At 54.8% G+C, this 26929-nt stretch carries 24 protein-coding genes; 15 read left to right on the top strand and 9 right to left on the bottom strand.

Going from position 1 to position 26929, the window contains the following annotated elements; all coding sequences use genetic code 11:
- Positions 1–3: 3 nt before the first annotated feature.
- Genes IAE30_RS03770 through IAE30_RS03740 form a run of 7 tightly spaced genes read left to right on the top strand, consistent with a single transcriptional unit; the run spans position 4 to position 6772 of the window.
- On the top strand, positions 4–948 hold the full coding sequence (locus IAE30_RS03770) for an ABC transporter permease (RefSeq protein ID WP_200678370.1): 945 nt from the start codon (positions 4–6) through the stop codon (positions 946–948).
- Positions 945–1802, top strand: coding sequence for an ABC transporter permease (locus IAE30_RS03765; protein WP_200678027.1), 858 nt, complete (start codon positions 945–947; stop codon positions 1800–1802). Before IAE30_RS03770 ends, IAE30_RS03765 begins: the two co-directional genes overlap by 4 nt.
- A complete protein-coding gene (locus IAE30_RS03760) occupies positions 1799–3409 on the top strand; it encodes an ABC transporter ATP-binding protein (protein ID WP_200678029.1) in 1611 nt (536 codons plus the stop codon). Before IAE30_RS03765 ends, IAE30_RS03760 begins: the two co-directional genes overlap by 4 nt.
- Positions 3406–4410 carry a putative FMN-dependent luciferase-like monooxygenase gene (locus IAE30_RS03755; protein ID WP_200678031.1) on the top strand — a complete coding sequence of 335 codons (1005 nt, stop codon included), beginning with the start codon at positions 3406–3408 and terminating at the stop codon, positions 4408–4410. Before IAE30_RS03760 ends, IAE30_RS03755 begins: the two co-directional genes overlap by 4 nt.
- Before the next feature lie 12 nt (positions 4411–4422).
- Entirely contained in the window at positions 4423–5526 is a 1104-nt protein-coding gene (locus tag IAE30_RS03750) for an alkylhydroperoxidase domain protein (protein WP_200537826.1), read from the top strand.
- Between the two features lie 2 nt (positions 5527–5528).
- A complete protein-coding gene (locus tag IAE30_RS03745) occupies positions 5529–5900 on the top strand; it encodes a peptidase dimerization domain-containing protein (protein ID WP_370585445.1) in 372 nt (123 codons plus the stop codon).
- 23 nt (positions 5901–5923) lie between these two features.
- Positions 5924–6772, top strand: coding sequence for a VOC family protein (locus IAE30_RS03740; RefSeq protein ID WP_200678041.1), 849 nt, complete (start codon positions 5924–5926; stop codon positions 6770–6772).
- Between the two features lie 33 nt (positions 6773–6805).
- On the opposite strand, the gene fetB is transcribed toward IAE30_RS03740, so the two are convergent.
- Genes fetB through IAE30_RS03725 form a run of 3 tightly spaced genes read right to left on the bottom strand, consistent with a single transcriptional unit; the run spans position 6806 to position 9168 of the window.
- Entirely contained in the window at positions 6806–7573 is a 768-nt protein-coding gene (gene fetB, locus IAE30_RS03735; protein ID WP_200678043.1) for an iron export ABC transporter permease subunit FetB, read from the bottom strand.
- Positions 7560–8228 (bottom strand): iron ABC transporter ATP-binding protein FetA, encoded by a 669-nt coding sequence (gene fetA, locus IAE30_RS03730; protein ID WP_200678045.1) that lies wholly within the window; start codon positions 8226–8228, stop codon positions 7560–7562. Before fetA ends, fetB begins: the two co-directional genes overlap by 14 nt.
- A 28-nt stretch (positions 8229–8256) precedes the next feature.
- Positions 8257–9168 carry a MurR/RpiR family transcriptional regulator gene (locus IAE30_RS03725; protein ID WP_200678047.1) on the bottom strand — a complete coding sequence of 304 codons (912 nt, stop codon included), beginning with the start codon at positions 9166–9168 and terminating at the stop codon, positions 8257–8259.
- A gap of 512 nt (positions 9169–9680) precedes the next feature.
- Here IAE30_RS03725 and IAE30_RS03720 point away from each other — a divergent pair.
- The 7 genes from IAE30_RS03720 to IAE30_RS03690 all read left to right on the top strand — a co-directional run bounded on the left by IAE30_RS03720 (position 9681) and on the right by IAE30_RS03690 (position 19917).
- Positions 9681–11804 (top strand): TonB-dependent siderophore receptor, encoded by a 2124-nt coding sequence (locus IAE30_RS03720; protein ID WP_200678049.1) that lies wholly within the window; start codon positions 9681–9683, stop codon positions 11802–11804.
- Between the two features lie 47 nt (positions 11805–11851).
- The gene (locus IAE30_RS03715) at positions 11852–12943 is read left to right on the top strand and encodes an ABC transporter substrate-binding protein (protein WP_200678372.1); all 1092 of its coding nucleotides are present in this window, start codon (positions 11852–11854) and stop codon (positions 12941–12943) included.
- Positions 12944–13278: 335 nt separating this feature from the next.
- Positions 13279–14367: an efflux RND transporter periplasmic adaptor subunit gene (locus tag IAE30_RS03710; RefSeq protein WP_200678051.1), complete on the top strand. Its 1089-nt coding sequence runs from the start codon at positions 13279–13281 to the stop codon at positions 14365–14367.
- Positions 14364–17447 (top strand): efflux RND transporter permease subunit, encoded by a 3084-nt coding sequence (locus tag IAE30_RS03705; protein ID WP_200678053.1) that lies wholly within the window; start codon positions 14364–14366, stop codon positions 17445–17447. Before IAE30_RS03710 ends, IAE30_RS03705 begins: the two co-directional genes overlap by 4 nt.
- Complete coding sequence (locus IAE30_RS03700; protein WP_200678055.1) at positions 17444–18148, top strand: heavy metal response regulator transcription factor; 705 nt, start codon at positions 17444–17446, stop codon at positions 18146–18148. The genes IAE30_RS03705 and IAE30_RS03700 overlap by 4 nt, the downstream gene beginning before the upstream one ends.
- Complete coding sequence (locus tag IAE30_RS03695) at positions 18132–19523, top strand: heavy metal sensor histidine kinase (RefSeq protein ID WP_200678057.1); 1392 nt, start codon at positions 18132–18134, stop codon at positions 19521–19523. Before IAE30_RS03700 ends, IAE30_RS03695 begins: the two co-directional genes overlap by 17 nt.
- A 106-nt stretch (positions 19524–19629) precedes the next feature.
- Positions 19630–19917, top strand: coding sequence for a hypothetical protein (locus tag IAE30_RS03690; RefSeq protein ID WP_045815449.1), 288 nt, complete (start codon positions 19630–19632; stop codon positions 19915–19917).
- Between the two features lie 792 nt (positions 19918–20709).
- Here the strand turns inward: IAE30_RS03690 and IAE30_RS03685 are convergent.
- Genes IAE30_RS03685 through IAE30_RS03660 form a run of 6 tightly spaced genes read right to left on the bottom strand, consistent with a single transcriptional unit; the run spans position 20710 to position 25474 of the window.
- Entirely contained in the window at positions 20710–21387 is a 678-nt protein-coding gene (locus IAE30_RS03685) for a phosphatase PAP2 family protein (protein ID WP_200678065.1), read from the bottom strand.
- Between the two features lie 60 nt (positions 21388–21447).
- Positions 21448–22056: an undecaprenyl-diphosphatase gene (locus tag IAE30_RS03680; RefSeq protein WP_200678067.1), complete on the bottom strand. Its 609-nt coding sequence runs from the start codon at positions 22054–22056 to the stop codon at positions 21448–21450.
- A gap of 20 nt (positions 22057–22076) precedes the next feature.
- Positions 22077–23417 (bottom strand): ATP-binding protein, encoded by a 1341-nt coding sequence (locus IAE30_RS03675; RefSeq protein WP_200678069.1) that lies wholly within the window; start codon positions 23415–23417, stop codon positions 22077–22079.
- The gene (locus IAE30_RS03670; protein ID WP_200678071.1) at positions 23393–24061 is read right to left on the bottom strand and encodes a response regulator transcription factor; all 669 of its coding nucleotides are present in this window, start codon (positions 24059–24061) and stop codon (positions 23393–23395) included. Before IAE30_RS03670 ends, IAE30_RS03675 begins: the two co-directional genes overlap by 25 nt.
- Positions 24058–24684 (bottom strand): VTT domain-containing protein, encoded by a 627-nt coding sequence (locus IAE30_RS03665; RefSeq protein WP_200678073.1) that lies wholly within the window; start codon positions 24682–24684, stop codon positions 24058–24060. Before IAE30_RS03665 ends, IAE30_RS03670 begins: the two co-directional genes overlap by 4 nt.
- A 19-nt stretch (positions 24685–24703) precedes the next feature.
- The gene (locus IAE30_RS03660) at positions 24704–25474 is read right to left on the bottom strand and encodes a hypothetical protein (protein WP_200678075.1); all 771 of its coding nucleotides are present in this window, start codon (positions 25472–25474) and stop codon (positions 24704–24706) included.
- Between the two features lie 324 nt (positions 25475–25798).
- On the opposite strand from IAE30_RS03660, the gene IAE30_RS03655 reads away from it, so the two are divergent.
- Positions 25799–26887 carry an ABC transporter substrate-binding protein gene (locus tag IAE30_RS03655; protein WP_200678077.1) on the top strand — a complete coding sequence of 363 codons (1089 nt, stop codon included), beginning with the start codon at positions 25799–25801 and terminating at the stop codon, positions 26885–26887.
- The last annotated feature ends 42 nt before the right edge of the window (positions 26888–26929 follow it).

The raw sequence follows: 26929 nt of genomic DNA, 5'->3' as shown, positions 1-26929 counted from the left end.
ATGATGCAACGTTCTCTGCTGCGAAGAGTGGGTCAAAGCGTGCTGGTATTGTGGGCCGCGTTTACCCTGTCGTTCTTGCTGCTGCAGGTGCTACCGGGCGATGCGGTGCTGATCAAATTTCAGAACCCGGATCTGGGCTTGAGCCCGGATCAGATCGCGGAGATGCGGCTGGCCTATGGCGCGGATAACCCCCTGTGGCAGCAATATTTTCATACGCTAATGGCGATACTGCACGGTGATTTTGGCTATTCGGTGCAGGCCGGCGTGTCAGTAGGCGATCTGTTGATCAGCAACCTGCCCGCCACCCTGCAGCTGGCCGTGCTGGGTTTTGCGCTCGCCACGCTGCTGGCCTTTACGCTGGCGGCGCTGTCTCGGCTACCCGCGCTGCGCATGCTGCGTTCGTTGCTGCAATCCGTTCCTGCCCTGTTTATCTCGCTGCCGACCTTCTGGCTCGGCATCGCGTTGATACAGCTGTTCTCCTTCCAGCTGCGCTGGATACCGGTGATCAACCCGTCGCCGTTGCAGGGTTTAATCCTGCCAGTGATCACGGTGGCGATCCCGATTTCCGCGCCGCTGGCACAAATTCTGTTGCGCAGTATTGATCAAATCTCGACGCAGCCGTTTGTAGCGGTGGCGCGAGCTAAAGGCGCCAGCGCCAGTCGCGTGCTGTGGCGACACGTGATGCGTAATGCGCTGCTGCCGGTGCTCAACGTGGCGGGTCTGCTATTGGGCGAATTGATCGCTGGCGCGCTGATTACCGAAACCGTATTTGGTCTTAGCGGTATCGGCCAGCTGACGCAGCAAGCGGTCAATAATCAGGATGTCGCCGTGCTGCAAGCAGTGGTGATGATCTCTGCGCTGACCTTTGTACTGATTAATCTGCTGGTTGATGTGCTAATGCCTCTGTTTGATCCCCGTCTACAACCTATCGCCGGAGGAAACCGATGAGCCTCGTCGATTACGCCACCGCCCGCCAGCGCGGCGCTACCCCACGCACGCAACGCAGCTGGCAGATTCAGCCCGGACTCTGGCTGGCCTGGGCAGTGATGCTGCTGGCCTTGCTGGCCGCGTTCGCGCCAGGATTATTGACCCATTACCACCCGACGCAAGGCTTGCCCGGCGCGCAACGTTTAGCGCCGCAGGCCGCTTACTGGCTCGGGACCGATCAACTCGGCCGCGATCTGTTTACCCGTATTGTCTACGGTGCGTCACAGTCACTGGCCACCGCCTTTGCCGCCGTGGCGATGGGTCTGATTGGCGGCACAACACTTGGCGTATTGGCAGGCGCGGTAGGCGGGCGTACGGAAAACACCCTGATGCGCCTGGTTGACGTGCTGCTGTCGATCCCTTCATTACTGCTTTCGCTCAGCGTACTTATTCTGCTGGGGTTTGGCACGGTGCATGCCGCGCTGGCCGTGGGGATTGCCTCTATCGCTAATTTTGCTCGCCTGGCGCGTGGCGAAGTGGTACGCGTGCGGCGCAGCGAATATGTTGAAGCGGCCTACGGCAGCGGCGGCAGTTTTTGGTCGGTGCTGTGGCGACACATCTTGCCCAACTCGCTGACGGCGGTGATCGCCTTTGCCGCGCTACAGTTTGGTCAGGCGATTCTGGCGCTTTCCACGCTAAGTTTCCTCGGCTATGGCACGCCGCCTCCCACACCAGAATGGGGTTTACTGATCGCCGAGGGGCGCAACTATCTGGCTACGGCCTGGTGGCTGACCACTTTCCCCGGCATCGTGGTGGTGGCAGTGGTGCTGGCCGCGAATCGCATTAGCCAGCAGATCGCCGGAGGTGGCGCATGAGTGCATTACTCGCAATAGAAAATCTTTCCCTCAGCTATCAACAGCGCGGGCAGTGGCGTGAAGTGGTGCACAACGTGAGCTTCAGCTTGCAGGCAGGGGAAATGGTGGCCTTAGTGGGCGAGTCCGGCTCCGGTAAAACCACCACCGCACAAGCGATCATTGGCCTGCTGGCGGAAAATGGTCGCCGCGACAGCGGAAAAATCGTGTTAAACGGCACTGACATTGCCGACTGGTCGGCCAAACGTATGGACAGCCTGCGCGGCGTCAGTATCAGTCTGGTGCCGCAGGATCCCGGCAACTCACTGAATCCGGTGAAAACCATCGGCGATCAGGTGGGTGAGATGCTGCAACTGCATCAGAAAATCAGCCAGTCTGAGCGCCAGCAGCGCGTACTGGAACTGCTGGAAAAGGTTGGCCTGAGCCATCCACAACAGCGACTGGCGCAGTATCCGCATCAGCTTTCTGGTGGGATGAAACAACGCGTGTTGATTGCCATCGCCCTCGCCTTACGCCCGCAAATTATCATTGCGGATGAGCCCACCAGCGCACTGGATGTCACAGTGCAGAAGCGCATTCTGGATCTGCTGGATGTACTGCGGCGTGAATCCGGCACCGCTGTGCTGTTCGTCACGCACGATCTGGCGCTGGCGGCAGAACGCGCTGACCGATTGCTGGTCTTCCGTCACGGCGAGATTCAGGAACAGGGGCCAGCCGCTCAGCTGTTTAATGCGCCACACCATCCTTACACGCGTCAGCTGCTGCAAGATGCTGCGCCTGGCCACAGTGCGCTAACGATTCCTGCTGAAGCAAAATTTTCAACACCCGCGATCCAGCTTTCCGCCATCAACAAGCAATTTTCGCTCGGCAAACAGCAGCAGTTACCGGTCGCCAAACAGGTTAGCCTGACGGTGCCACGCGGCACCACGCACGCGCTGGTCGGTGAATCCGGCTCGGGTAAAACCACGCTGGCGCGCATTCTGCTGGGATTTGAACAGGCCGACAGCGGACGTGTCATCATCGACGGCATTGATACCAGTGCACTGCGCGGCGAAGCGCTTCGCCAGCTCAGACGCAAAATCCAGTTCGTTTACCAGAATCCGTTTGCATCTTTAGACCCGCGCCAGACGCTGTTTGCCATTATTGAAGAGCCGCTGCGCAATTTTGAAAAGCTCAGTGCCGACGTGCGCCGCCAGCGTGTTGAAGCCGTGGCTCAGCGAGTGGCACTGCCACTGGAATTGCTGACACGGAAACCGCGCGAACTTTCCGGTGGTCAACGCCAGCGCGTGGCAATTGCCCGAGCACTGATCCTGCAACCGGCAATACTGGTGCTGGATGAAGCCACTTCGGCACTGGATGTCACCGTACAGGCGCAGATCCTGCAGTTGTTGCAACAGCTGCAACAGGAGCTGGGCTTGACCTATCTGTTTATCACCCACGATCTCGCCACGGTGCGCCGCATCGCGCACAGCGTGACGGTGCTGCGTGCGGGGGAAGTGGTCGAGCAAGGTGACACGGTCACCCTATTTAACGCGCCCCAGCATACTTATACCCGTTCACTGATTGACGCTATCCCCGCTATCCGTCCGCTGATTAAGGAGTCTGCATGACGCGTAAACGCATTGGCTTTTTCACCCGCCTGCTGGATGAGGTCTCGGCGCAAGAGCGCTATCGCCTCGCCACAGAACAGATCCAGCACGCCGAGCGTTTGGGTTTCGATAGCGCCTGGATCGCTCAGCATCATTTTCATGAGAAGGAAGGCGGCCTGCCTGCACCGCTGGTTTTCCTCGCACACGTGGCCGCGCACACCCGCACAATTCGTCTTGGTACCGGCATTATTACGCTGGCGATGGAGAACGAGCTCCGTGTGGCGGAGGATGCGGCCGTACTGGATCTGCTCAGCAACCAGCGGCTGGAAATCGGATTAGGATCGGGCGGCACCAAAACCTCTTTCCTGCCCTTTGGCTTAACTATCGATCAGCGCGCCAGCGTATTTGCCGATCAACTGCACACGCTGCTCAGCGCCTGGCGCGGCGATACCCTCGCGCACCCGGATAATCATCTTTATCCGCCCGCCCCAACGCTGGCACAGCGCGTGTGGATCGCCACTTTCTCGGTTGAAGGTGCCGCACGAGCCGGAGCCGCTGGCCATGGATTGATGTTGTCACGCACGCAACCGCGTCCGCCAGGTCAGCCTGACTTGCCGCTGGAGGCGATACAAAATCCGATGATCGATGCCTATCTTGCCGCGCTACCGGCCGATATCGCACCGCGCATTCTCGCCTCGCGCACCGCATTCGTTGCCGATTCGAATGCGTATGCGCGGCGCCTGGCGGAACCGGGATTGCAGCGCCAGGCTGAGCAATTTCAGGCTGCTGGGCACGTCATCACTGGGCATACGCTGGAAAGCCATGCGCGCCAGCTTGATGCGCACTTTGGCGATGCGCCTACCGTTTTGGCGTCATTGCGCGCGGACTCCACCTTGCAACGTGTCACCGATATCACCTTCCAGGTGCACTCGATCGATCCGCCACACGCCGACATTCTGCGTTCCATTGAATTAATCGCTGACCATATCGCCCCGGCGCTACGCGCTCTGGAACAGGCTTAACAGGAGAAGATGATGTCTCAATCCATTGATTTACTGGCCGCCTTAGCGGATATCGACCCCGCATCGGAACTCGCATTAGCACGTCGCGAGCGACACGCTGCCACTCAGCACACGCAAGGGAGTTACGATGTACTGTTTGGTGAAGATGATGCGGATCTCCCACTGCCATGGCGGTTTGCCTTAGCCGCACAGGTTGCCGACTGGCACGGTGCTACCCGCTTACAGGCGCATTATCAGCAGCAAGTGACGAATAAGGCACATGACGCGCGTTTCGCGGCCGGTCACGCCTTTGCCGAACTGCTCAGCCTGCACCCAGTGGATGCAGCACCCAAACACATTCAAAACCTGCAAAGCGCTGGCTGGTCGCCGCATGGCATCGTCACCCTCGCACAATTAATTGCCTTTGTGAGCTTTCAGAGTCGTTTACTGACCGGCTTACGCCTGCTCAATGGCGAACAGAGTGACACGCAAGCACACGCCGTAGCAGGCAAGTGGCACGATGCGCCGTTAACGTTAAGCGGCCAAACTGCCCTCACCGCCTTTACCCAGCAAGAATTAGGCTGGGAACCCTGGCTGGCAGCCAAACCACTCAACGAATTTACCGCCGATGAACAGGCTACGCTGAAGAAAAACGGCCATAGCGACTCCGACTATTTCCGCCTGCTGGCACGTCATCTGCCGCTGCTGGAACAGCGCACGCTGACCGACAAAGGCATCTTTTACACCGCTGGCGGATTGCCGCGCGCTGAACGTGAACTGGCAGCAACGGTGGTGAGTAAAGTGAATGGCTGCATCTTTTGCGCTTCTGTCCATGCGCGTAAAGCCAGTCAATTGTCAAAAGATGATGCGGCAGTGCAAAAGCTGCTGAATGTGGCACCGGGCGCAGAACTGGCTCACGGCCAGTCACCACGCTGGGCCGCGATCATTGACCTGGTCGCCACACTATCAATCACGCCTGCTGCCGCTAGCCTCGAACAGGTTCAGACGTTACGCGGTCACGGCGTCACCACGCTGGAACTGCTTGATGTGATCCAGTCCGCCGCTTTCTTTGCCTGGGCAAACCGTTTGATGTTGACGCTGGGCGAGCCTTTTTTACCTGCACAAGCACAAGGATGACCATGACCGGGCAAACCCATTCAACGCAGCGTTTTCACATCACCCTGACCGGCAAAGGCGCCCATGCCGCGCGCCCGCATGAAGGCATTGATGTGATTGTGATCGGCAGTCATATCGTTTCAGCGCTGTATGCGCTCCCCAATCGTCATCGCCAATGGACGCTTGGCATTACACGTTTAACGGCCGGTAATAGCTGGAATGTGCTACCTCAGACGGCAGAAATCGAAGGCATCGTTCGCAGTAATGATAAGTACACCGATACACACATCACCACCCTGATTGCCGGCATTGCCGCCGGTTTTGGTGCGGAGACGCACGTCAACTGGCAGCCACTGTCAGCATCCGAACCGGACGCGCTAGCATGGGCGCAGTGACAATGAGAGCAAGGAGGAAAGCGATGGCAATTTCAGTACCGATTCCCTGTCTTGATCATGTGGTCATCAACGTGGCCGATCGGTTAGATGAGGCGAGTGCGCTGTTTCGCCGGTTAGGGTTTCAGCTCACAGAACGCGGCCATCATTCGCTCGGATCCAGTAACCATCTGGCCGTGTTTGGTGATAACTATCTTGAGCTGCTTGGCTTTGAGGCCGGACGTGCCAGTTTACGCCAGGACGTGTGGCAGTCGCCGATTGGCCTGAGTGGTTTAGTGTGGAAGACCGACGATGCCGATGCGGTATGGCGTTATCTTGAGGGCCAGGACATTGATGGCAATCAACCTGCCCACTTCTTCCGTCCGGTGCAGTTACCGGATGGCAACGAAGAACAAGCTCGTTTCCGCACAGTGCCATTACGGCCTGCGCTGGTGCCGAATGGCCGCAGTTTCTTTTGCCAGCACGAGACACCGCACGCGGTGTGGCAGGAAGCATGGCGTCAGCATCCCAACGGCGTGATCGATATTGTCGAATTTGTGGTGGTGGCGCAGGATCCAGCGGCGGCGGCACAACCCTACAGTCGGCTGTTTGGGGCTAATGCGCTCACCGCCTGCCAGGAAGGCGCATTCGTATTGAAAGCCGGCGTGGCAACGATACGCTTCGCTGCTGCTGGCTATGTCACGCAACGCTTCGCCGGCTTACCACTCGATTACAACGGCAGTGCACGCATGGCGGCGTTAAGCTTGCGCAGTACGGATCTGCGCAAGGTGAAAGCCAGCTTGTTACTGGGCGATATCCCGTTCCTGGAAGAGGAGTCAGCGCTTATCGTCAGCGCTGAACATGCCTTTGGCGTGGCGCTGCGGTTTCAGCAGTGAGCTTAAGCCACGTGCATGGCCCCGCCGCGCCTTTTAAACACTGCTCTTCAGCTGTGCTCGTGCGGTGTAAAAACGGCGATACGACAAATATGCGGCAATGATGGTCGAGAGGCTGGCGGTGCCGATGAGCATAAAGGTCACCATAATCTGGTATTTAATCGCTTTCACCGGATCGATCCCGGCAAAAATCAATCCTGACATCATGCCGGGAAGACTCACCAGTCCCACGGTTTTTGCGGCATCGACCGTCGGGATCATTGCCGCACGGATGCTGTCGCGAATCAGCCGCCCCGAGGCGAGCTTCACCGAAGCGCCTAAACTCAGCATCTCCAGAATCTTCTGCCGATTATCGCTAAACCTCTGATTGAGGTTGGTGTAACACAGACCCACTGCCACCATCGCGTTGCCCGCGATCATGCCGGAAATGGGGATCACCTGCATCGGGATAAACTCAATGGCGCCGCTCAATAACAAAATAGTGAGGGTGAGCGACGTGCCGGTGGTGATCGCCACAAATGAGATCGCTAGCGCATGGTCGATGTTGCGGCTGCGTTTGCGTGCATTCAGCGCCGCATTCACGCAGATGAATAGCACCATTAAGATGGTCAGCCAGCGGTTGTTAAGGTCAAAAATCGACTTCAACACATAGCCCACAATCACCAGCTGCACGATGGCGCGGCACACGCTCCAGAGGATGTCCTTACCCATGCCGAGCTTCTCTTTCTGACTGATTAGCAGTGCGATCACCACCAGCATCAGTGAAAGCAGCAGCGAGCTGTCGGTAATATTATGCTGGCTCATGTACGGCTCCATTCTCCGGTGTTTCCAGTCGCAATACTTTTTCGGCGTGCTGGATTTCATTGACATCATGGCTAATCCACACCACAGCCAGGCGTTGGTGATCCACCCGCTGGCGAATCATTGCCTGTATCGCGGTTTTATTTTCCTCATCCAGCGCGCTGGTCACTTCATCCAGCAACAGCACCTGCGGCAGAAATTGCAGATTACGCAGCAGTCCAACGCGTTGTTTTTCGCCTCCGGAGAGTTGCTCCACCGGCTTATCCAACATATCTGCATTAAGGTGCACGCTCTCCAGCGAGGCGATTAGCTTTTCACGCACCGGTTTTTGCTGACGAATCAGCCAGGGCAACGCCAGGTTGTCGTAGACCGTCTCACCAAACAGCTGTGGCGTCTGGAAACAGTAGGAGACCTGCTGGCGATAGTGCTCGGGTTTGCATTGAGCGATATCGCGATTCTCAAAGCGAATCACGCCGGCTGTCGGGGCCAGCAACGAGGCTAAAATTTTCAACAGCGTGCTTTTACCGCTGCCTGAGGGGCCGGTCAGCAGCAGAAAATCACCCGCATGAAGTTGCAGTGAAACAGGTGCCAGCAGCGTTCGGCCTTGCATGGCATAGGTGATCCCTTGCACATCAAGCAGGGGAATTTCGGTGGTCATGATCGCTTCCAGATGTCAGTGAGGATTTTCAGGGCTTATGACTTCTACGCGCCCCAGGACGGGTCAACGCGTTGCTGATTTCATACAACTTGCTCATGCTATTCATGGTGGCGACCGGCGTCGTGGCGGCCAGCCCTAACACCAGGATCTCCAGACAGATCATCGGCGTAGCATGCACCGGCATTTTATCCGCCTCACGGCTGCGCGGGATCTCAATCGTCACATCGGATCGCTGAGCAAAATGACTGTCGGTGGCGCCTGTCAGGACAATGATTTTCATCCCCAGTCGTTGTGCTTCGGCCATTGTCACCAATCCTTCCGGATGCGCACTGCTCTGCACCAGCATAATCAGGACATCAGCATGGCGCATCTCCGCAATCTGTTCGCTGAGTGCAATGCCGGTGCGATTAAGCACATAGCATGCGGTACCGTTACGTTTAAAGAGTCGTGCAGTGTAATCGGCAAGAATGGCTGAAGCACCGATGCCAAAGATCGCCACCCGTTCTGCATGCTGCAACAGATCGATGGCTTGCTGAATCGCCTTTCTGTTCGCCGTGGACGACAGCATATCGCAACTGATGCGATAGCTATCCAGCACGAAATCCACACTCCCTTTGGCATCCTGCGACAAGGCATTGACTGTCGAGGCCACACGCGCCGGCGATCGTTGTGTGACGCCCAGATACTCCCCCATCACAATTTTCAGATCGCGATAGCCGGAGAAACCCAACGCCTGAATGGCACGGATCACTGTGGCATCCGAGGTCTGGGTATCAATAGCGATACCCAGCGCGGTTTTATCCAGTACCACACTGCGATGCTGATGGATGTAATTCGCCACTTTGAACAGGCGTGGCGTGAGCTGATGTTTACAGGCGTGAAAGCGTTCGCCGTAGAGATCGTAAGGGCGTTTACTGGTTTTCGGTGCGGAATCGCTCACGGGAACAAACACCTTTTAAATGAGTAGGTTGGATGATGCTTCGCGACGTTATCGCGATAAAGTTCTGCGAGGATAATCCAGAATTTGAACGGAATCAAAGCCACGCCGTCCCTTCTCACCGCTAAATTTCCTTAATGGCAAAGGTATTATTAGAATGAAAATTAAGAATACCTTAATTTAATTAAATTAATCATCATCCGTTTATCGAAGGATCGTTAGGGTTAACGTCGCCGCCGCCCGGGTGAAATGTAGTGGATGATGAATATACATCCTGAAACTACACCATCTACTACATATATGCAATAAATCCATATAAAACAATGGATTTAAAAACTACATTTAATCTCAATATTGCATTGAATAGTGGTTTTGTGCCAACGCACTTTCCAGTGAAATAGAAAATAAATAGCCTGAATTGATAGCGACACAGCAATATTTTGTTGTAAATGGAAATCAATCTCATTACCATCCGCTCTTCTGAATATTTCCCTTTTTGATGCGGATTTAACTTAATGAAGTATCTTTGCTTATTTTCACCAGCGGTAAAATATACGCTCTCTGGCTCTCAGGTATTACTGGCTTCCACCCTGCTGTGCAGTTACTCAGCCAGCGGCGCGGATCAAACCTTGACCGTTACAGCCGCCCCGGAGACCACTTCCAGCAGCTATAACCAGGACGATGCCGCGGCGACACTGCGCACCTCAACGCCACGCAACGAAACACCGCAGTCGATCAGCGTGGTGACGCCACAAGTGATGAAGGATTATCAGGTAACCAGCCTGAATGATGCGGTGAAGTTCGTCAGTGGAGTGACTCAAGGCAATACGCTGGGGGGGACAGAAGATGGTTTTGTCAAGCGTGGTTTCGGCTCCAACACCGACGGTTCAATCTTCATCGATGGCGTGCGCAGTAACCAGGGATTGACCATGGATGCCAGCATCGATCATGTCGAGGTGCTGAAGGGATCCTCATCGCTGCTGTACGGCATTCTGAATCCTGGCGGCATCATCAATCTGGTGAGTAAAAAGCCGCAATACGAGTGGAACACCCATATCAGCGGTGAATCCAGCAGCTACGGCGGTGGCACTGGCATGGTGGATATCACCGGGCCGCTCGGTAACGGCTTTGCCTTCCGCATGGTGGCAGAGCGTCAGCGCGAGGATTACTGGCGTAATTTTGGCGTTAACGAACATACCCTGCTGGCGCCGTCATTAAGCTGGTACGGCGATCGCGCGTCCTTCAACATCAGCTACGTCGAGTATAAATACGATGTGCCTTACGACCGTGGCACGGCGTTTCTTAGCGGGAAACCCGTCGATATTCCTTACAACCGTCGTCTCGACGACAATGCTAACCATGCCTGGGGCAAAAACAAACGCCTGAACGTCTCTTACGGTTATAACCTCAATGATGTCTGGGATACGCACCTTAACTATGGCTGGATGCAGCGCCGTTATGACAGTAACGAAGTGCGCGCCACCGCCATCAACACCACGACCGGCATCGTTTCGCGCCGCGCTGACGCTAACCGTGGCTTCAACCATCAGACAGAATATGTCTCCTGGGATATCAGCGGTTCTCCCACTGTCGCGGGCATGCAGCACGACTTGTTGGTGGGTGTCGATTATGAGCAGAACGAAACCTATAAAGCGCGATCCTATCGCGGCACTGTTTCACGCACCTTCAACATGTACGACCCGGTGTACGGCGAAGAGCCGATCCTCAGCGACAGCACCTATAACGATGCGCTGAGCAATCTGCGCACCAATCTTTATAGCCGCTCAGTGTTTGCCAAAGACAGCATTCATCTGACGGACAAATGGATCGCGGTGTTGGGTAGCCGTTTCCAGCGCTACACCCAAACCTCCAGCAACGGCTTTATCGATCCTGAAACCACACTCAACGATCGCGGCAACGCTTTCCTGCCGCAATTGGGGGTGGTGTACAAAGTCTTGCCGGACGTCTCACTGTACGGCAGCTACAGCAAATCATTTACGCCATCAACCCAAACCGACGATGACGGCAATGTGGCCTCCACCGAAAAAGGCACCACCTGGGAAGTGGGTTCGAAGTGGCAGGTTGCACCCAATCTGGCCGCCACGCTAGCGTTGTACCGCATTGATGAAGAGGACATGTCGATTTTCATTAACGGCGTGACGCGCAACATTCCCAAAGCACGCTCGACCGGTGCGGAGCTGGAGGTCAACGGCGAGTTTGCGCCTGACTGGAACCTGATCGCTAACTACAGCTACGACAAAACCGAGATTGTTTCCGACAACGTTAATCCTGACAACGTCGGCAACCGCCTGGTGAATGCACCGACCAATATGGGCAGCCTGTATCTGAGCCACACTCTGCGCTTCTCGTGGTTGCCAGGTGAACTGCGGCTCGGCGGCGGTGGACGCTATGTTGGCACCCGTGCGGGCGATCCAGAAAACAGCTTCGTGATGCCCGCTTATACCGTAGCCGATGCGTTTATTGCCTGGGACAGCCAGCTGATCGGTAAACACACTCAGTTGAAGCTTAACGTGAAGAACCTGTTCAACCGCGAATACTACGAGTCCAGCGCCGGTAACCTGCGCGTGATTGAAGGTGAACCCCGCGTGATGTATTTGCAGGCTGCCGTCGACTTCTAATCTGCTGTGCTCCGCCTTACAGGGCGGAGCCTACTGTGAGCAACGCGATGAAAAAAGTGCTACTGACATTGCTTCTGCTATTGCCGCTGGCTTCGCAGAGTAAAACCCTGACCGATAGCCTGCAACGTCAGGTGAATGTCCCGGACAATCCGCAGCGGATTGTGATTGGCGAAAGCCGGATGATTTATACCCTCGCGCTGGTGGAGGATGGCAACCCGGCGAAACGGGTGGTCGGCTGGCCCGCGGATCTGCGCAATCTCGATAAGCAAACCTGGGATCGTTACGTCAAAACCTTCCCGTCAATCGGCAACATTACCCAGATTGGCAACTCCAACTTCTCGCAGCTTAATGTAGAGAAAATTATCGCGCTGCAGCCGGATTTGGTGATACTGCCGGTGTATGCCCGTACTCCGCCCAATAACTCGCTGTTTATGCAGCAGCTACAGGCCGCGAATATCCCGGTGCTGTTTCTTGATTTCCGCGTCGACCCGCTGGCGAATACCGTTGCCAGTCTGCGTACGCTGGGCGCGGCACTCAATGATGAGGCGAAAAGCGAGCGCTTCATTGCCTTCTATCAGCAGCATATGCAGCGTATTCGCGATCGTTTAGCCAACTGGCACGGCACGCGTCCGAAAGTGATGCTGCAATTACATCTGGGTAAGAAAGCCGAATGCTGTACCACGGTGGCGCATGGCAATCTGGCGGATTTGATCGCCTTCGCCGGGGGCGACAACATTGCCGCCGGGCGTTTTCCCGCCGTATTTGGTCAGCTCAACCCGGAAGCGGTGATAGCCGCTAATCCCGATCTCTATATCGCCACCGGCTCTTCGGGCTCGGAAGAAAACACCGCACTGCAACTCGGCCCATTGGTCAACGGGGAACAAGCCAAAACCACCTTTCTGCGGGCGCTGGCGCAAGACAGCACGGTCTCGGCCCTGCCCGCCGTGCAGCAGCAGCGCGCCGCCGCCTTCTGGCAAAATTTCTACATGAGCCCATGGCACCTGCTGGCCGCCGAATTTTTTGCCAAAACCTTCCATCCACAGCTATTCCACGATCTGTCACCCGATGACACGCTGCGGGAGATGAACCAGCAATTCCTGCCGATCCCGGAAACAGGCACTTACTGGACGCACAATTGATTTTTCGCGGTAACTGACGCACAGGGTTTGGCCCTAAGGTTGCGTTAATCTTGGTTCGCGAAAATAGCCTCATGACCACGAGGATATTTTTATGAAATCGATGTTTGTTCGTCCCGCCAGCGAGTATCTGGCGATTGCAGTGAGCCTGTTCGCCGTCGTGAGTTTTCTGACCATCTGGTTCACCCGCTAAAACGCCACGCTGTGGCGTTTTTCTTTTTGTAACCCACTGAAGAATCTGTGCATCTGAAGATGACAAATTTGTCATCTTCCTCTTTCCATTCTGTTCGGTAGCCTTCGATAAACTGGTGAAAAATGACAACGCTCGTCGAGGCACCATGGCTTTTCAATCCAAACACTCCCTTCTGCTGATCGTCGGTTTGATCGTCGGCGGAAGCGGCTGGTATTTCTGGCCGAAACAACAGGCCGATGCGGCCGTGAAACCGCTACCGATTACCCTGGCAACGCAAGGCCATGTGGTGCCGCTCAACCAGGTGGACATCCAGGCGCAACTGACTGGCACGGTAAAAAGCGTCGATTTCCATGAAGGGGATTTCGTTAAAGCCGGGCAGCGACTTTTTACGCTTGATGATGCCAGCCAGCAGGCCGCCTATGATCGGGCGGTGGCCGCTGCAGGGGAATCCAAACCGCTTCTAGTAAAAGCGCAGAATGATCTGCAACGCGGTCGCATGTTAAAAGCGAAAAACTATATCTCTCTGTCTGACTGGGACACGCTGCAAAGTAACCTTCAGCAGTATCAGTCTCAGTTCAAGGCCGCACAGCAAGATGTGCAAACCGCACAGGTCAACCTTGGCTATACGCGCATTACCGCGCCTGTTGGCGGCAAAACCGGGGCGCTGAATGTGCATCCCGGCAGCCTGGTGCAGCCCGGCAGCACATTGCCACTGGTATCACTCATTCAGTTCGATCCGATTGGTGTCGCGTTTACCCTGCCTGAGAACGATTTGAAACCGGTACTGGCTGCCCAAACCCAGGGACCGGTGACCGTCTGGGTTGAGGATGCCAGCGGTAAGCCGACACAAGGCACCCTCGACTTCATTGATAACAGCGTCAACACCACTAGCGGCACCATTACGCTTAAAGCCCATTTCGATAACCATCAGCACCTGTTGTGGCCCGGTCTGTTCCAGAACGTCAAAGTTGATGCGGGCGTCACGCCAGATGCCGTTGTCCTGCCACCGCAGGCAGTGCAAAACGGGCCCGAGGGTCATTTCGTCTATGTGATTGATGCACACAACCAGGCGCAAGCACAGACGGTCACACTGCTACGCGTGCAGCAGTCTCTGGCGGTGATTAATGGACTCGCGCAGGGCACTAAAGTGGTGAATGAGGGTGCGAATAATTTGCGCCCCGGCATCAGGGTGCAGATTGCCAGCAACATTGATAAGGCGGTCATGCAGCCATGAGTTTCTCTGAACGTTGTTTGCAGCGGCCAATTGCCGTACTGCTGTTTTGGATTGCCATCATGGTGGCGGGTGTGGTGTGCTGGCAGCATTTGCCCGTCGCTGCCCTGCCCACTTTTGATACGCCTACCATCAAAGTGAACGCCTCACTGTCAGGCGCCAGCCCGGAAACCATGGCTTCCTCAGTGGCCACTCCACTGGAAAAAAATCTGGCGACCATTCCGGGTGTGGCGACTATGACTTCGACTAACCTTGAGGGCGCAACTACCATCGTGCTGGAGTTTGATCCCTCGGTGAACATCGATTCAGCCTCGGTAGATGTGCAGGCCGCGCTATATCAGTCACTGAAAAAGTTGCCTTCGCAGATGACCACGCCGCCGACCTTCCGCAAGGTCAATCCAGCGGATGCACCGATTGCACAGATCAGTCTGGATTCACCCTCCATGACGCTCTCCGATCTTAACCGTTACTCGGACGATCTGATTTCACCGTCGCTGTCGATGATCAAGGGCGTAGCGGAAGTCACGGTGATTGGTCAGAAGCGCTATGCCGTGCGCGTGGAAGTCGATCCCGCCAAACTCGCCGCCACCAACATGACGCTGGAAGAGTTGCACACCGCGCTGAAAGCGGCCAACGACAATTCCCCGGTGGGTGAGTTGGATGGCAAGAGGCAGATGATGATGTTGCAGACCCGCGGTGACCTGCGCAATGCCAGCGATTTCAGCCAGGTGGTGGTAGCAACGCGCAATGGCCAGCCGGTCAGGCTTTCAGACATTGCCAGCGTGCAGGACAGCATTGAAAACACGCTGAGCCACAGTGCCGTGAACAATCACACCGCCATCGTGCTGAGCGTGACGCGCCAGCCGGGTGCCAATCTGGTGGCGACGCTCGACACCATCAAGCAGCTGTTACCGAAATTGCAGCAGCAGATGCCTGCTTCGGTTCACATGCAGCTGCTCAATGACCGTTCGATCTCGGTGCGCAACGCTATTCACGACGTCAATCTCACCCTGCTGCTGACCATTGCGCTGGTGATTATGGTGATCCTGCTGTTCCTGCGTCACGTGCGCGCCACGGTGATCCCCGCGTTAAGCGTACCGATTTCGCTGCTGGGATCTTTTGGCCTGATGTACGCCTTTGGCTTGAGTCTCGATAACATTTCCCTGATGGGTTTGACCATCGCCGTCGGGCTGGTGGTGGATGATGCCATTGTGGTGCTGGAAAATATCATGCGCTACATCGAACAGGGTGAAGATCCCAAACACGCGGCATTAAAAGGCGTCAGAGAAGTCGGCTTCACGGTGATCTCCATCTCGCTGTCGCTGGTGGCGGTGTTTATCCCCATCTTCTTTATGCCCGGCACCATGGGACTGCTCTTCCATGAATTTGCCTGGGTGGTGTCACTGGCGATTCTGGTTTCCGCTGCCGCCTCACTTACCATCATCCCACTGCTGGTACCGATGTTAATGCGCCATGATACCGATCACGCAAAACCAGAGCCGACGTGGAGCCGTCTGTTTGAACGCGGGTTTGAGACGCTGCGTCAGCACTATGCGCGCGGATTAAATTGGGCGGTGGATCATCGTGCCGTGACGCTTTCGGTCGCCGTGTTGACCATCGCGTTGACGGCCTGGCTGTATATCAGTGCACCGAAAGGGTTCTTCCCACAGGAGGATATCGGCCAGGTCACGGCAAACATCGACACGCCGCAGGATATGTCCTACGAAGCGCGTAAACAGGTGGCCTTCCAGTTGGGCAATACGTTGTTAAATGACAGTGCGGTAGAGACGCTGGTGACGAAAGTGGATCACGACACGACTCAGCTTAACATTACGTTAAAGGACGCCAGCCAGCGCCCGGCGATGGCGCAAGTGTTGCAACAGATGCGCGCCGAAACCCACTACTTACCTGGCATTCAGGTGTTCTTCAGCCCGGTGCAAAACTTTAAAGTGGGTGGCCGTGCGGCAAAAAGTACCTATCAGTACACGCTGCAATCGGTGAGCAGCAGCAGTGGCTTAAGTCTTAACGACTACACTAATCAACTGATGGCCGAGATGAACAAGAGCGGCGTGTTTGTCGGGGTGAACAGCGATGCCCAGCTGAATGGCCTGCAGGCGCAACTCACCATTGACCGCAATAAAGCCTCTTTGCTGGGTGTCGATCTCGACCAGATCCGCAGCAATTTGTACGCCGCCTTCGGCACATTGCAGGCTTCCACCATCTACGCCCCGGAAGACAGCTATGAGGTGATCATGGAAGTGCAGCAGCCTTTCCGACAGAACGAGAGCGATCTGTCACAAATCTATGTTCGCTCTGCTTCGGGCGATCTGTTGCCGCTGTCGACCTTTACGCATATTAGCCGCGTGCAGGGCGTGACCGCCGTGAACCATCAGGGGCAGTTACCAGCCATCACCATTTCATTTGACCTGGCACCCGGTAAGTCGCTGTCCGATGCGACGCAAGCCATTAGTCAGGCAGAGAGTGCCATCAACCTTCCCGCCACGGTATTCGGTAACTACGCCGGGCAAGCTGCGCTGTACCAGCAGTCGCAGAGCAGCCAGGTGTGGTTGATTGTGCTGGCACTGGCGGTGATTTATGTGATTCTCGGCATGCTGTATGAGAGCTGGATTCATCCCATCACGATTCTGCTGGGCCTGCCATCCGCTGCCGTGGGCGCGCTGCTGTCGTTGCGGCTCATGGGGTTGGATCTGACCTTCATCGCCATGATTGGTATTTTGTTGCTGATCGGCATTGTGAAGAAGAACGCCATCATGATGATCGATTTTGCGCTATCTGCGCAGCGTGAACAGGGGCTAAGTGCCCATGACGCCATTATTCAAGCCTGCCTGCAGCGTTTCCGCCCGATCATGATGACCACCCTTTGCGCCATTATGGGGGCGCTGCCGATTGCCTGCGGCTGGGGTGCCGGTGCCGAGTTACGCCAGCCGATGGGTGTCGCCGTGGTCGGTGGTCTGGTGTTTTCGCAATTCATTACCCTGTTTATCACCCCGGTGCTGTATTTGCTGTTTGATCGTACCGGTGCACGTCTGGATGCGCTGACCCACGCGACGGAGGAAGGATGAGATTGTTATTAGTGGAAGACCAGCAGATGGCGGCGGACTACATCGCCAAAGGGCTGCGCGAGAATGACTTCGTGGTGGATGTGGCCGCCAACGGTATAGATGGCTTGCACCTGCTGCTGACGCACGACTATGACCTGGCGATACTGGATGTGATGTTGCCGGGTATCAATGGCTGGAAGCTGCTTGAGATGGCGCGGCAGGCCGACCGCGCGACGCCAGTGATGTTTCTCACGGCACGGGATGATGTCGAGGACCGGGTTAAAGGGTTAGAACTTGGCGCGGAAGATTACCTGATCAAGCCCTTCTCTTTTAGCGAACTGCTGGCCCGCGCGCGGGTAATCCTGCGCCGTCAGACACCCAGCGCGGTATTAAGCAGCGACGAATCGCAGTTGCAGATTGGCGGGCTGGTGCTGGACTTTGTGAAGCACAAGGTCACACGCGAAGGCAACCGTATCGAACTGACGCAGAAGGAGTTTTTGTTGTTAAGCCTGTTGATGCGCCGCAGTGGCGAAGTCCTGTCGCGCACAGTGATCGCCGAGCAGGTGTGGGACATGAATTTCGATCCCGAAACCAACGTGATTGATGTCGCTATCCGCCGTCTGCGCGGCAAAATTGATGATAACTATGCGGTAAAACTGCTGCACACCATTCGGGGTGCCGGTTATGTCCTGGAAGAAAAAGAGCATGCTGATACCCCGTAACGTCCCGATTACCGTTCGACTCACCCTTTTCTTCTCTCTGGCGATGGCGATTGTGCTGTACAGCGTCTCCGGCCTGCTTTATCAGACATTGCGCGACCAGCTCAACAGCAAAGATGTCAATGAGTTGCGCAGTACACTGCAGTTCCAGAAAGAGATTGCCAGCACCATCAGCGAACGCCAGGGGCCACAGGAACAGTGGCAGAAGGAGTTGTTTGAATTTATCGCCGAGCAGGATCGTTTGTCGCTGCGCATTATCAGTCCGGATGGCAAAGTCTGGTCTCAGTCAAAAAATATTCGCGTGCCGCAATCGGCTTATCCTGCCCCGACCAAAGATTTTAACTACCAGAGCTGGAAGCATCATGACGGTGAGCTGCACGAGAAGTATCTGATTACCGCCACCACTTTCCCTCTCAAGGATAAAGAGCTGTGGTTGGTGCAGGCCGCGCTCAACGTCTCACGCAATAATGAAATCATCGAAAATTATTGGGCGCGCATGCAGATGGCTGCTGCGCTGGCGATCCTGCTGTTTGCCGCCTGCGGCTATGGTCTGGCACGTCGTGGCCTGCGTCCGCTGCGGGTGATCAGCCGTCAGATTGAAACCATCAACGTCGAAGAATTGCATACGCGTTTGGCCACCGAGCGCTGGCCGTCGGAGTTGGTGGTGTTGGCCTCATCATTCGACAGTATGCTCACGCGACTGGAAGCGTCTTTTGCCCAACTCACGCGCTTCTCTTCTGACCTCGCCCATGAGCTGCGCGCACCGATCAATAATCTGATTTCAGCGGCGAGCGTGACCCTGAATCAACCACGCAGCACAGCGGAGTACCAGGATACGTTAGAGGCGATAGTGGAAGAAGGTGAACGCTTGTCGCGCACCGTCTCTTCCATGCTTTTTCTGGCCCGCGCCGATAATAGCCGCGAGCCGTTGAAAAAAGAGCCGCTAAATAGCGCCAATGAATTCCGGCGTTTAATTGGTTTTTACGACATTCTGGCTGAGGAGAAAAACATCACGCTGATACAAGCCGGCGATGAGTCATTCTCTGCCGATCCGCTGCATTTTCAGCGCGCCATCTCTAACCTGCTGTCGAATGCCCTGCACTACACGCCTGCAGGCGGTGAGATCATTCTGCGCGCTGTCCGCGAACCTCACTGGCTGCACTTTAGCGTGCAGGATAATGGTGAGGGCATTGAGCCTGAGCATCTTCCGTATCTGTTTGAGCGTTTTTATCGTGCCGATCCTTCACGCACTAGTGCAGAAAATACCGGTCTGGGATTAGCGATCGTGAAAACCATCGCCGAGTTACACGGCGGTAAAGTGGCGGTCATCAGCAAGCCAGGCCAGGGCAGCACCTTTACCTTCTCGATACCGCAATAAACCCGCCTGTCAGAATTGTCATCTTCAGGTTTGAGTGTGGTCACTGCCACCGTGAGAAAATAACACTATCAACACAACAGTTGTTATTAACCACGAGGTGACCACCATGAAACAGAAATTATTGATGATACTTGTAGCCGCGTTTTCCCTGCTAGCCGTCACTCAGGTTGAAGCCAATATCGGCGTTGAACGCACCGCCAATACCTGGCTATTAACCCCCGCCAGTTGGCATCCCGGCACACCGAATAAATTGTACGAGAATTATCCTTTCGATCTAGGCGAACGGAAAATTAATATGGGGGATGAGGATCAATATCACCACGTCAATAATGACAGTAACCTACATCCCCTGACCGATAAATCCGTCCACTCACCGGTTTATCAGCAGCAATAAGATAGTTAATTCGCTGGCGAATGCTTGCCAGCGTAGGTCCTTTTTGAATGAGGCCGCTATTTTCTAAAATGGCGGCCTTTTTATATATATGAACATGTTGGTGGGGGCCGCAGCACCTCTGCTGCGGCCGGGCCGTCCTCGCGCCGCTTCGCGGTGCCTTCGGCTGCAACGCCGTGCCGGCCGGACCGTTCGGGTACGGCCATCCAGGCCTACCCGAACTGCCTGTCGCATCCCTGCGACTGGCTCCTGGCACAACGTCTCCGCCTCAGCGCTGCGAATAGCCCTTGCAGCATCAGAGGGGCTGTGGCCTCAAACACTGTGCCCCCTGTAGCAATAAAAGGGTTATCGCCTTAGCCATCGCGCCCTTTGTGGCAGTAAAAGCGCTAACGTCTTCACCATCGCGCCCTCTCCAACAGCGTATACAGAAGTTAGCAAGCAGGCTGGTGCCGCTCAGGGGATGGCATTTCGCAGCGCTGAACGGAATGAGGAAGCCAGGAGAGCCAGCATGGATGCTGGCGAAAGGTGCAGCCGGGACAGGGAAAGTCCCGTCTGCGCCGGTCCGTCAGGCTGACGAGTGAAGTGAAGGTACCGCGTCAGGGGCGCGAGGACAGCCAGCCACTGAGCGACAGCAGACTGCGTTATCACCTGTACCGCCAGCCACTGAGCGACACCAGACTGCGTTATCACCTGTACCGCCAGCCCCTGAGCGGCACCAGACTACGTTATCACCTGAACCGCCAGCCCCTGAGCGGCACCAGACTGCGTTATCACCGATTGCTTTTAGAGCAACGTTTAAACTGCCTTTCGCCGCAACCACCACCACAGCGCAGGCAAGCTCAGATAGAGCGCTATCATAATCGACGTAAACAAATCCCCCGGCCAGTGCATACCCAGCGCCAGACGGCTGATAATCACGCCATATGCCCACAACATCACCAGCCCAGCCAACAGCCACTTACCCCGCGCCATCAGCAGCGCCACCGCCATTAATGCCCAGGTAGCAGCAAAGATCGTGTGCCCGGAAGGAAAGGCAGGATCGACCTGTTGAAGCCAGTGCTGCTTCTGCCAATCAGGAATCTGGAGGTTATTAGCCAACCGCTGGGTAACCAGCTGCCGCCGCTGGGCAGGATCATCCTGGTAAAAGTGGCGATCAATCTCACTGTCCGTCTGACTCAGCCACACCACATAGGGGCGTGGCTCGTGGTTGGTCTTTTTGATCTCGCTGACCGCCACTTGTCCAACGATCACTGGCAATAACATCACCAACGCAAATTTAAGCCACTCTCCCCGACGAATATTCAACGTATAAATCAAAACAAACAACATTAACGCAGACGTGATAAAGCCAAACGGTTGACTCACGGTCTGCGTCAGCACATAAAACCACCATAACAGCGCGGATTGATCGTTGGCATTCCAGCTCCAGTGAATTCCCCAGGAAATAAAGGAATAGCAAACAACAATGCACAACTGATGAACAGCGCAATAAAAGGGCTGCGTAAAAATCGCATCGGTTTAATCATCCGTCAATTAATGTTTTGCGCGCGTGAGCTTTAAATAACCCAATAAATACGTATTCAAATTGCAGAGTTTATCAAACAGCGGTGTGAGTAGCGGTTCCGCTTTATTAACAGCGAAGGCACACCCCAGTGCCACCAGCACCGAACCCAACATATCGCCGGGGAAATGCACCCCCATATAGATTCGACCCCAGGCAATAAATCCGCTCATCACCAGCAGCACGGCACCTGATATCTGCCGTTGGCTAAATAACAAACTCATCGTAATCGCACAGGCCAGTGTCATATGATCGCTGGGGAAAGAAGCGTCGGCGACATGGGAAATAAAGGTGTGGCCAATCGGCACCATAAACGGTCGTGGATGAGGGAAGAAATCTCCGATGATCACGTTGAGGGTTAAAGCGATCAGCGATGTCAGTAAAGCAGACAACGCCGCCTGTTGCTTATCACGGTTAAAACTGAACCAATAAACCAGCAATGCCAGCGGATATATCAATATCAGCCACGTCGCGCAGACATTGCCAAAACTCAGCATTGCCGTCGATGCATGCGCCGGCGCATTCAGCAGCAGGAAAACCGTGTCGTTAATATTTTCCGCATTTTCAGATGTCAGAAACATCGCTATCTCCTTGTAATCAATTAAGCCAGTGGCAGGGAAACACTTACCTTCAAACCCGATGGGAAGCGCGTGGCGGCTGATAGCGCCACCTCACCCTGCATGCGAACCAGCATGGCGCGGACAATCGACAAACCTAAGCCTGAGCCGTTGGCGTCATTGCCTTCCATGCGATAAAAAGCGTCAAACACCCGATGGTGCTTATCGGCGGGAATACCCGGACCGGAGTCTTCGATGGTGATCAACACCTGGCGGGGATGCTGTTCGATAGCGATATCGATGCATCCGCCCTCCGGCGTGTAGTGGATGGCGTTGTGCAACAGATTGCGCAGCGCGGTATAGAGATCAGAGGGGCGCGCCATCACCACCGCATCACTGATGCTGAGCACCCCCAGATCCTGGGCTTTGTGCTCAGCTAACGGATGCAGATCGGCAATCACCTGCTTCATCACCGCAAAAACCTGTGTGCGCTCCACGGGCGGCAGCACTCCGGCTTCACCACTTTGAGCGCGGCTCAGCGTCAGCAACTGCTCCACCAGCCAACTGGCGCGTTGCATCCCGGCACGCAAATCACTTAGCCGATGCTGGCTCTCCGGCGGCAGTTCGCTACTTGCCAGCCGTTCGGATTGCAGTATCAGCGCCGTCAGCGGTGAGCGAAGTTCGTGGGCGGCATCCGCAACAAAACGTCGTTGCTGCGTGATGGCATCAGAAGATCGTTGTAGCAAGCGATTGATGGCAGTGATAAAGGGCTGAATTTCATGCGGAATTGTCGCGCCACTCAGTGACATTGACGCACTGTCGCGTTGCTGATCGACCTCCGCCGCCAGTTGGCGAATCGGGCGGAAAATCTTCTTTACCAGATCGGCAATCAGATACAGCAGTACCGGAAAAAGAATGCCAAATGGTACTAATGTTCGTAGCGCCGAAGAGAGCGCAACGTTTTCCTGTACCGAAGCACGTTGCGCCACCGCCACGCGCACGCCACCAGCCATGTTTTCTATCAGCACGCGATAGCGTTGTTGATTGACTTTCAGCGTGTGAAAACCCGCCTCAAGCTGTGCAGGCAGTGCAAAATCAGCAACGGGCGCCGCAGCAGGCATGATGAAGTGCACCACAATGCGCGAGCCCTCCTCATCCTGAAGCGGCGGGCTGATGAAACTGCTCTTACCGGGCGCCAACATGCCATCTTTCGCCAGACTGGCGATTTGTTGCAGCGACGAATCCTGCAACTCATGCGCTTCATCCCAGGCAGAGAGAAAACCCAACACCCCGCTGAGAAAAGCGATACTGCCGACAGCAACACACAAAACCAGCGACAGACGTAATTGCACTGATTCACTCAGGCGTCTTTTGAGACTTTCCATCCCACGCCCCGCACGTTCTGAATCGCATCACTACCGAGCTTTTTACGCAGCGAATGAATGAAGTACTCAATCGCGTTGCTCTCAACCTCTTCGCCCCAGCCGTAAATTTTGCTTTCTAGCTCGCTGCGCGAAAAAATCTGACCGGGCTGGGCGATTAACGCCTGCAACAGGGCATACTCTCGGGCAGATAGCGTGTGGGTTTCATCGCGTTGAAGATGACACACCTGCCGGGTTGCCGGATTGAGGGTCAAGAGCCCATTGCTCATCAGCGGCGAGGCATTCCCTGCTTTGCGCCGCATCACCGCACGTGCGCGTGCCAACAGTTCACTCATGGCAAAGGGCTTGAGCACATAATCATCGGCACCCGCATCCAGACCCTTCAAACGATCTTCCAGTGCATCGCGTGCGGTAACAATCAGCAGCGGTACCTGATTCCCTTGCTGACGCAGTTGCTTCAGCACTTCAACGCCATCACGACGCGGTAAACCCAGATCAAGCAGCACCAAATCGTAGTGGTGAGCCGTCAGACTCAGCAGCGCCTGTTCGCCATCACGCACCCAATCAGCGGCGTAGGCGGCATCTTTCAGCGCCGCATACACTGCATCACCGATCATGCGGTCATCTTCAACCAGCAGCACTCTCATGACTCTTCCTGCTGAGCAGGACGCATCACCGCGGTCAGCACCGGCAGCAGTGAAACGCCAATAATGCCGAGCGCCAGCCATTCGCGGTGATCGCGCACCCAGGCCAGATCACCCAGGAAATAGCCGAGCGCGATGAAACTTCCACACCACGCCAGACCGCCCGCAAAATTCCAGAGTAAAAATGCAGAGCGAGGCATGGACGACAGCCCCGCGACAAAGGGCGCAACGCTACGAACAATCGGCACGAAGCGACCAATAAAGACGGTGGCTGCGCCATATTTGCGAAAGAAAGCTTCCGTCTTTTCCCGATGCTGAACCTTCAGCCATTGACGCCGCAAAATAAAACGCCCCACCGCCCCTTTGCCAATATGGTAATTCAACGTATCGCCGATAAAAGCGGCGGCGGTTAACAGAGCGATCACCAGCAAGGGTGAAACAGATGTCGCCGGTAAAAAGGCGCCTAATGTGAATAACAGTGAATCGCCGGGTAAAAACGGCACAATCACCAGGCCGGTTTCGCATAAAATAATCACCGCGACAATGGCCACCACATATAAAGGGTCGGCATTTACCAACGCTATCAAGTGACTGCCCGAGAGATAATCCATCAGATGCTGCAACATATTTTCATTCCTGATCTGTTTAGAGTTTGGATATCTGGCGCGATGAGTGGCCGTACAACGTTGATGCGCCGATTAATATCGCCATCACAAGCAGGAAAATAATATTGACCGGCGTGGTGCCATAGCCCAATCCGCCCTCTTTCATCGGCTGAGAGAACAGATCGGCGAGTGAAGCCCCCAATGGGCGCGTCAGAACGTAAATCGTCCAGAAACAGGTCACGCTGCTGAGTCTACTTACGCGCCATAATACGGCTGTCGCAGCAATCAACACGGCAAACAACAGCGTGGTGGTCAGATAGCCTAACGATAATCTTTCGGCCAACGCATCGCCCAACGCGGTACCAAAAGCGAAGGTGATCATAATGGCGAGCCAATAATAGAGTTCACGGCCTTTCGTATTGATGGATGCGAATTCCAGTGTGCCCTCGGTGCGATGCCAAAACATCAACACCATTACCAGCCCCGAACCAAACATCGCCACAGAATAAAGCAATGGGACCTGCAGTTGGTCGGTCAGATAATCAGTCAATAACGTACCGGTAATGCTCACCATTAACACCGTGAGCCAATACAACCAGGGGATATAACGCGGTGCGCGCAACTGAATCAGTAATACGCATAAAAATAACAACGCAGAAATAATCGATGTGCCGGTCAGACCCAATCCTAGTCCAAAGTTTATCCAGTCCGCTCCGGTTTCACCTACCGTTGTGGACATCATTTTTAGCACCCAAAACAACAGCGTGGCTTGAGGTACTTTCGCTTTTAATTCTGTAAAGGTGTCAGTCATGATCGGTGTCCCCGTCAACATATTGCGCCCATGATGAACGGGGAAACTTAAATCTCCCTTAAAACAAAAAAATAGTTCCCCTGATGAAAGCTTTTCTTAAAAGTGGAGAATTACACCTCGTTCTTAATGTTCAATTAAGGATTCCCTGAATGTGCTTACTTTTATTCGATACCTTCACGACATTCAGCGTGAAATAATTTTACCTTGAAATAAATAACCAAACTGAGTTCACAAAAGCTGTAAAAACTTTACAGGGTGGATTGCATCGGGGTCGCAATGGGTTACTGTTAAATTCTTGTAACAAATGTAACCAAAAGGATCTGTATGAAAACCTCACTGCGTTTTTTAACAACCTCTGTCATGGCTGGGCTCTCCTTCTCTGCGATCGCCGCTGTGCCTGCTGGTTATCCCGCTGATTATCAGAAAGTCATTGATGCAGCGACAAAAGAGGGAAAAGTGGTGGTGTATTCAACCACTGACACTAAGGCTGCTGGCCCGTTAATTAAAGGCTTTGAGTCGCTCTATCCGGGCATCAAAGTTGAATATAACGACATGAACAGCACCGAACTCTACAACCGTTACATCAGTGAACAGGCCTCCGGCAGCGGCAGCGGTGATGTGGTGTGGAGCTCATCCATGGATACCGCGTTGAAGCTGGCCACCGACTACGCTGCGGAATATGCCTCGCCTGAGCAGAGTAAAATTCCAAAATGGGCGGTGTGGCAAAATAAAGCCTACGGCACGACCTACGAACCGGTAGTGTTTATTTACAACAACAAACTCATCCCGAAAGACACCGCGCCTGATTCTCACACCGCGCTGGCAAAAATGATTTCAGCCGATCCGGCTAAATTTAAAAACAAAGTGACCACCTACGATATTGAAAAATCGGGATTAGGTTTCATGTTGACGGTTCAGGACAGCAAAGTGGATCCGCAATATAAAGAAAACCTGGCAGGTATGGCGAAAGGTGGCCTGACCGTACAGTCTTCTACTGGCACCATGATGGAGCGCGTATCATCGGGTGAAAACCTGATTGGTTATAACATTCTCGGTTCCTATGCCGAAGCCCGGGCTAAAAACGATCCGGCGTTGGGCATCGCCTATCCAAAAGATTACATTCTGGTGTTATCACGCGTCTCGTTTATCACTGAAGACGGTGAGCATGAGAACGCGGCCAAATTGTGGCTGGACTACGTGTTGTCAGAAAAAGGGCAAAGCATCCTGGCGAATCAGGCGGATATCCCTTCACTGCGTAATGATATCGAAGGTAAAAACGATATCGATGGTATGACCAAAATGCTGGGTGATGCCCTGAAGCCGATTCCTGTAGACGAATCACTGCTGGAATATCTGGAACCGGCGAAGCGCCTGGAATTTATTAAGCAGTGGCGCACCGCTGCAGGGAAATAACGATCCCGATGTTATGCGCCAGCAATGGCGCATAGCTTTCCT

Source organism: Pantoea sp. S61, from assembly GCF_016625145.1.
Classification (GTDB): Bacteria; Pseudomonadota; Gammaproteobacteria; order Enterobacterales; family Enterobacteriaceae; genus Pantoea; species Pantoea rwandensis_B.
The sequence above is the reverse complement of the archived record's forward strand: the minus strand, read 5'-3'. Positions and strand labels throughout refer to the sequence as shown.

Coding starts and splice junctions, on each gene's coding strand:
- IAE30_RS03715 (WP_200678372.1), top strand. CDS start 11,852: ATGAAAAAAGTGCTACTGACATTGCTTCTGCTATTGCCGCTGGCTTCG.
- IAE30_RS03700 (WP_200678055.1), top strand. CDS start 17,444: ATGAGATTGTTATTAGTGGAAGACCAGCAGATGGCGGCGGACTACATC.
- IAE30_RS03745 (WP_370585445.1), top strand. CDS start 5,529: ATGACCGGGCAAACCCATTCAACGCAGCGTTTTCACATCACCCTGACC.
- IAE30_RS03755 (WP_200678031.1), top strand. CDS start 3,406: ATGACGCGTAAACGCATTGGCTTTTTCACCCGCCTGCTGGATGAGGTC.
- IAE30_RS03660 (WP_200678075.1), bottom strand. CDS start 25,474: ATGACTGACACCTTTACAGAATTAAAAGCGAAAGTACCTCAAGCCACG.
- IAE30_RS03740 (WP_200678041.1), top strand. CDS start 5,924: ATGGCAATTTCAGTACCGATTCCCTGTCTTGATCATGTGGTCATCAAC.
- fetB (WP_200678043.1), bottom strand. CDS start 7,573: ATGAGCCAGCATAATATTACCGACAGCTCGCTGCTGCTTTCACTGATG.
- IAE30_RS03690 (WP_045815449.1), top strand. CDS start 19,630: ATGAAACAGAAATTATTGATGATACTTGTAGCCGCGTTTTCCCTGCTA.
- IAE30_RS03670 (WP_200678071.1), bottom strand. CDS start 24,061: ATGAGAGTGCTGCTGGTTGAAGATGACCGCATGATCGGTGATGCAGTG.
- IAE30_RS03765 (WP_200678027.1), top strand. CDS start 945: ATGAGCCTCGTCGATTACGCCACCGCCCGCCAGCGCGGCGCTACCCCA.
- IAE30_RS03655 (WP_200678077.1), top strand. CDS start 25,799: ATGAAAACCTCACTGCGTTTTTTAACAACCTCTGTCATGGCTGGGCTC.
- IAE30_RS03710 (WP_200678051.1), top strand. CDS start 13,279: ATGGCTTTTCAATCCAAACACTCCCTTCTGCTGATCGTCGGTTTGATC.
- fetA (WP_200678045.1), bottom strand. CDS start 8,228: ATGACCACCGAAATTCCCCTGCTTGATGTGCAAGGGATCACCTATGCC.
- IAE30_RS03675 (WP_200678069.1), bottom strand. CDS start 23,417: ATGGAAAGTCTCAAAAGACGCCTGAGTGAATCAGTGCAATTACGTCTG.
- IAE30_RS03705 (WP_200678053.1), top strand. CDS start 14,364: ATGAGTTTCTCTGAACGTTGTTTGCAGCGGCCAATTGCCGTACTGCTG.
- IAE30_RS03680 (WP_200678067.1), bottom strand. CDS start 22,056: ATGTTTCTGACATCTGAAAATGCGGAAAATATTAACGACACGGTTTTC.
- IAE30_RS03770 (WP_200678370.1), top strand. CDS start 4: ATGCAACGTTCTCTGCTGCGAAGAGTGGGTCAAAGCGTGCTGGTATTG.
- IAE30_RS03720 (WP_200678049.1), top strand. CDS start 9,681: ATGAAGTATCTTTGCTTATTTTCACCAGCGGTAAAATATACGCTCTCT.
- IAE30_RS03665 (WP_200678073.1), bottom strand. CDS start 24,684: ATGTTGCAGCATCTGATGGATTATCTCTCGGGCAGTCACTTGATAGCG.
- IAE30_RS03760 (WP_200678029.1), top strand. CDS start 1,799: ATGAGTGCATTACTCGCAATAGAAAATCTTTCCCTCAGCTATCAACAG.
- IAE30_RS03695 (WP_200678057.1), top strand. CDS start 18,132: ATGCTGATACCCCGTAACGTCCCGATTACCGTTCGACTCACCCTTTTC.
- IAE30_RS03750 (WP_200537826.1), top strand. CDS start 4,423: ATGTCTCAATCCATTGATTTACTGGCCGCCTTAGCGGATATCGACCCC.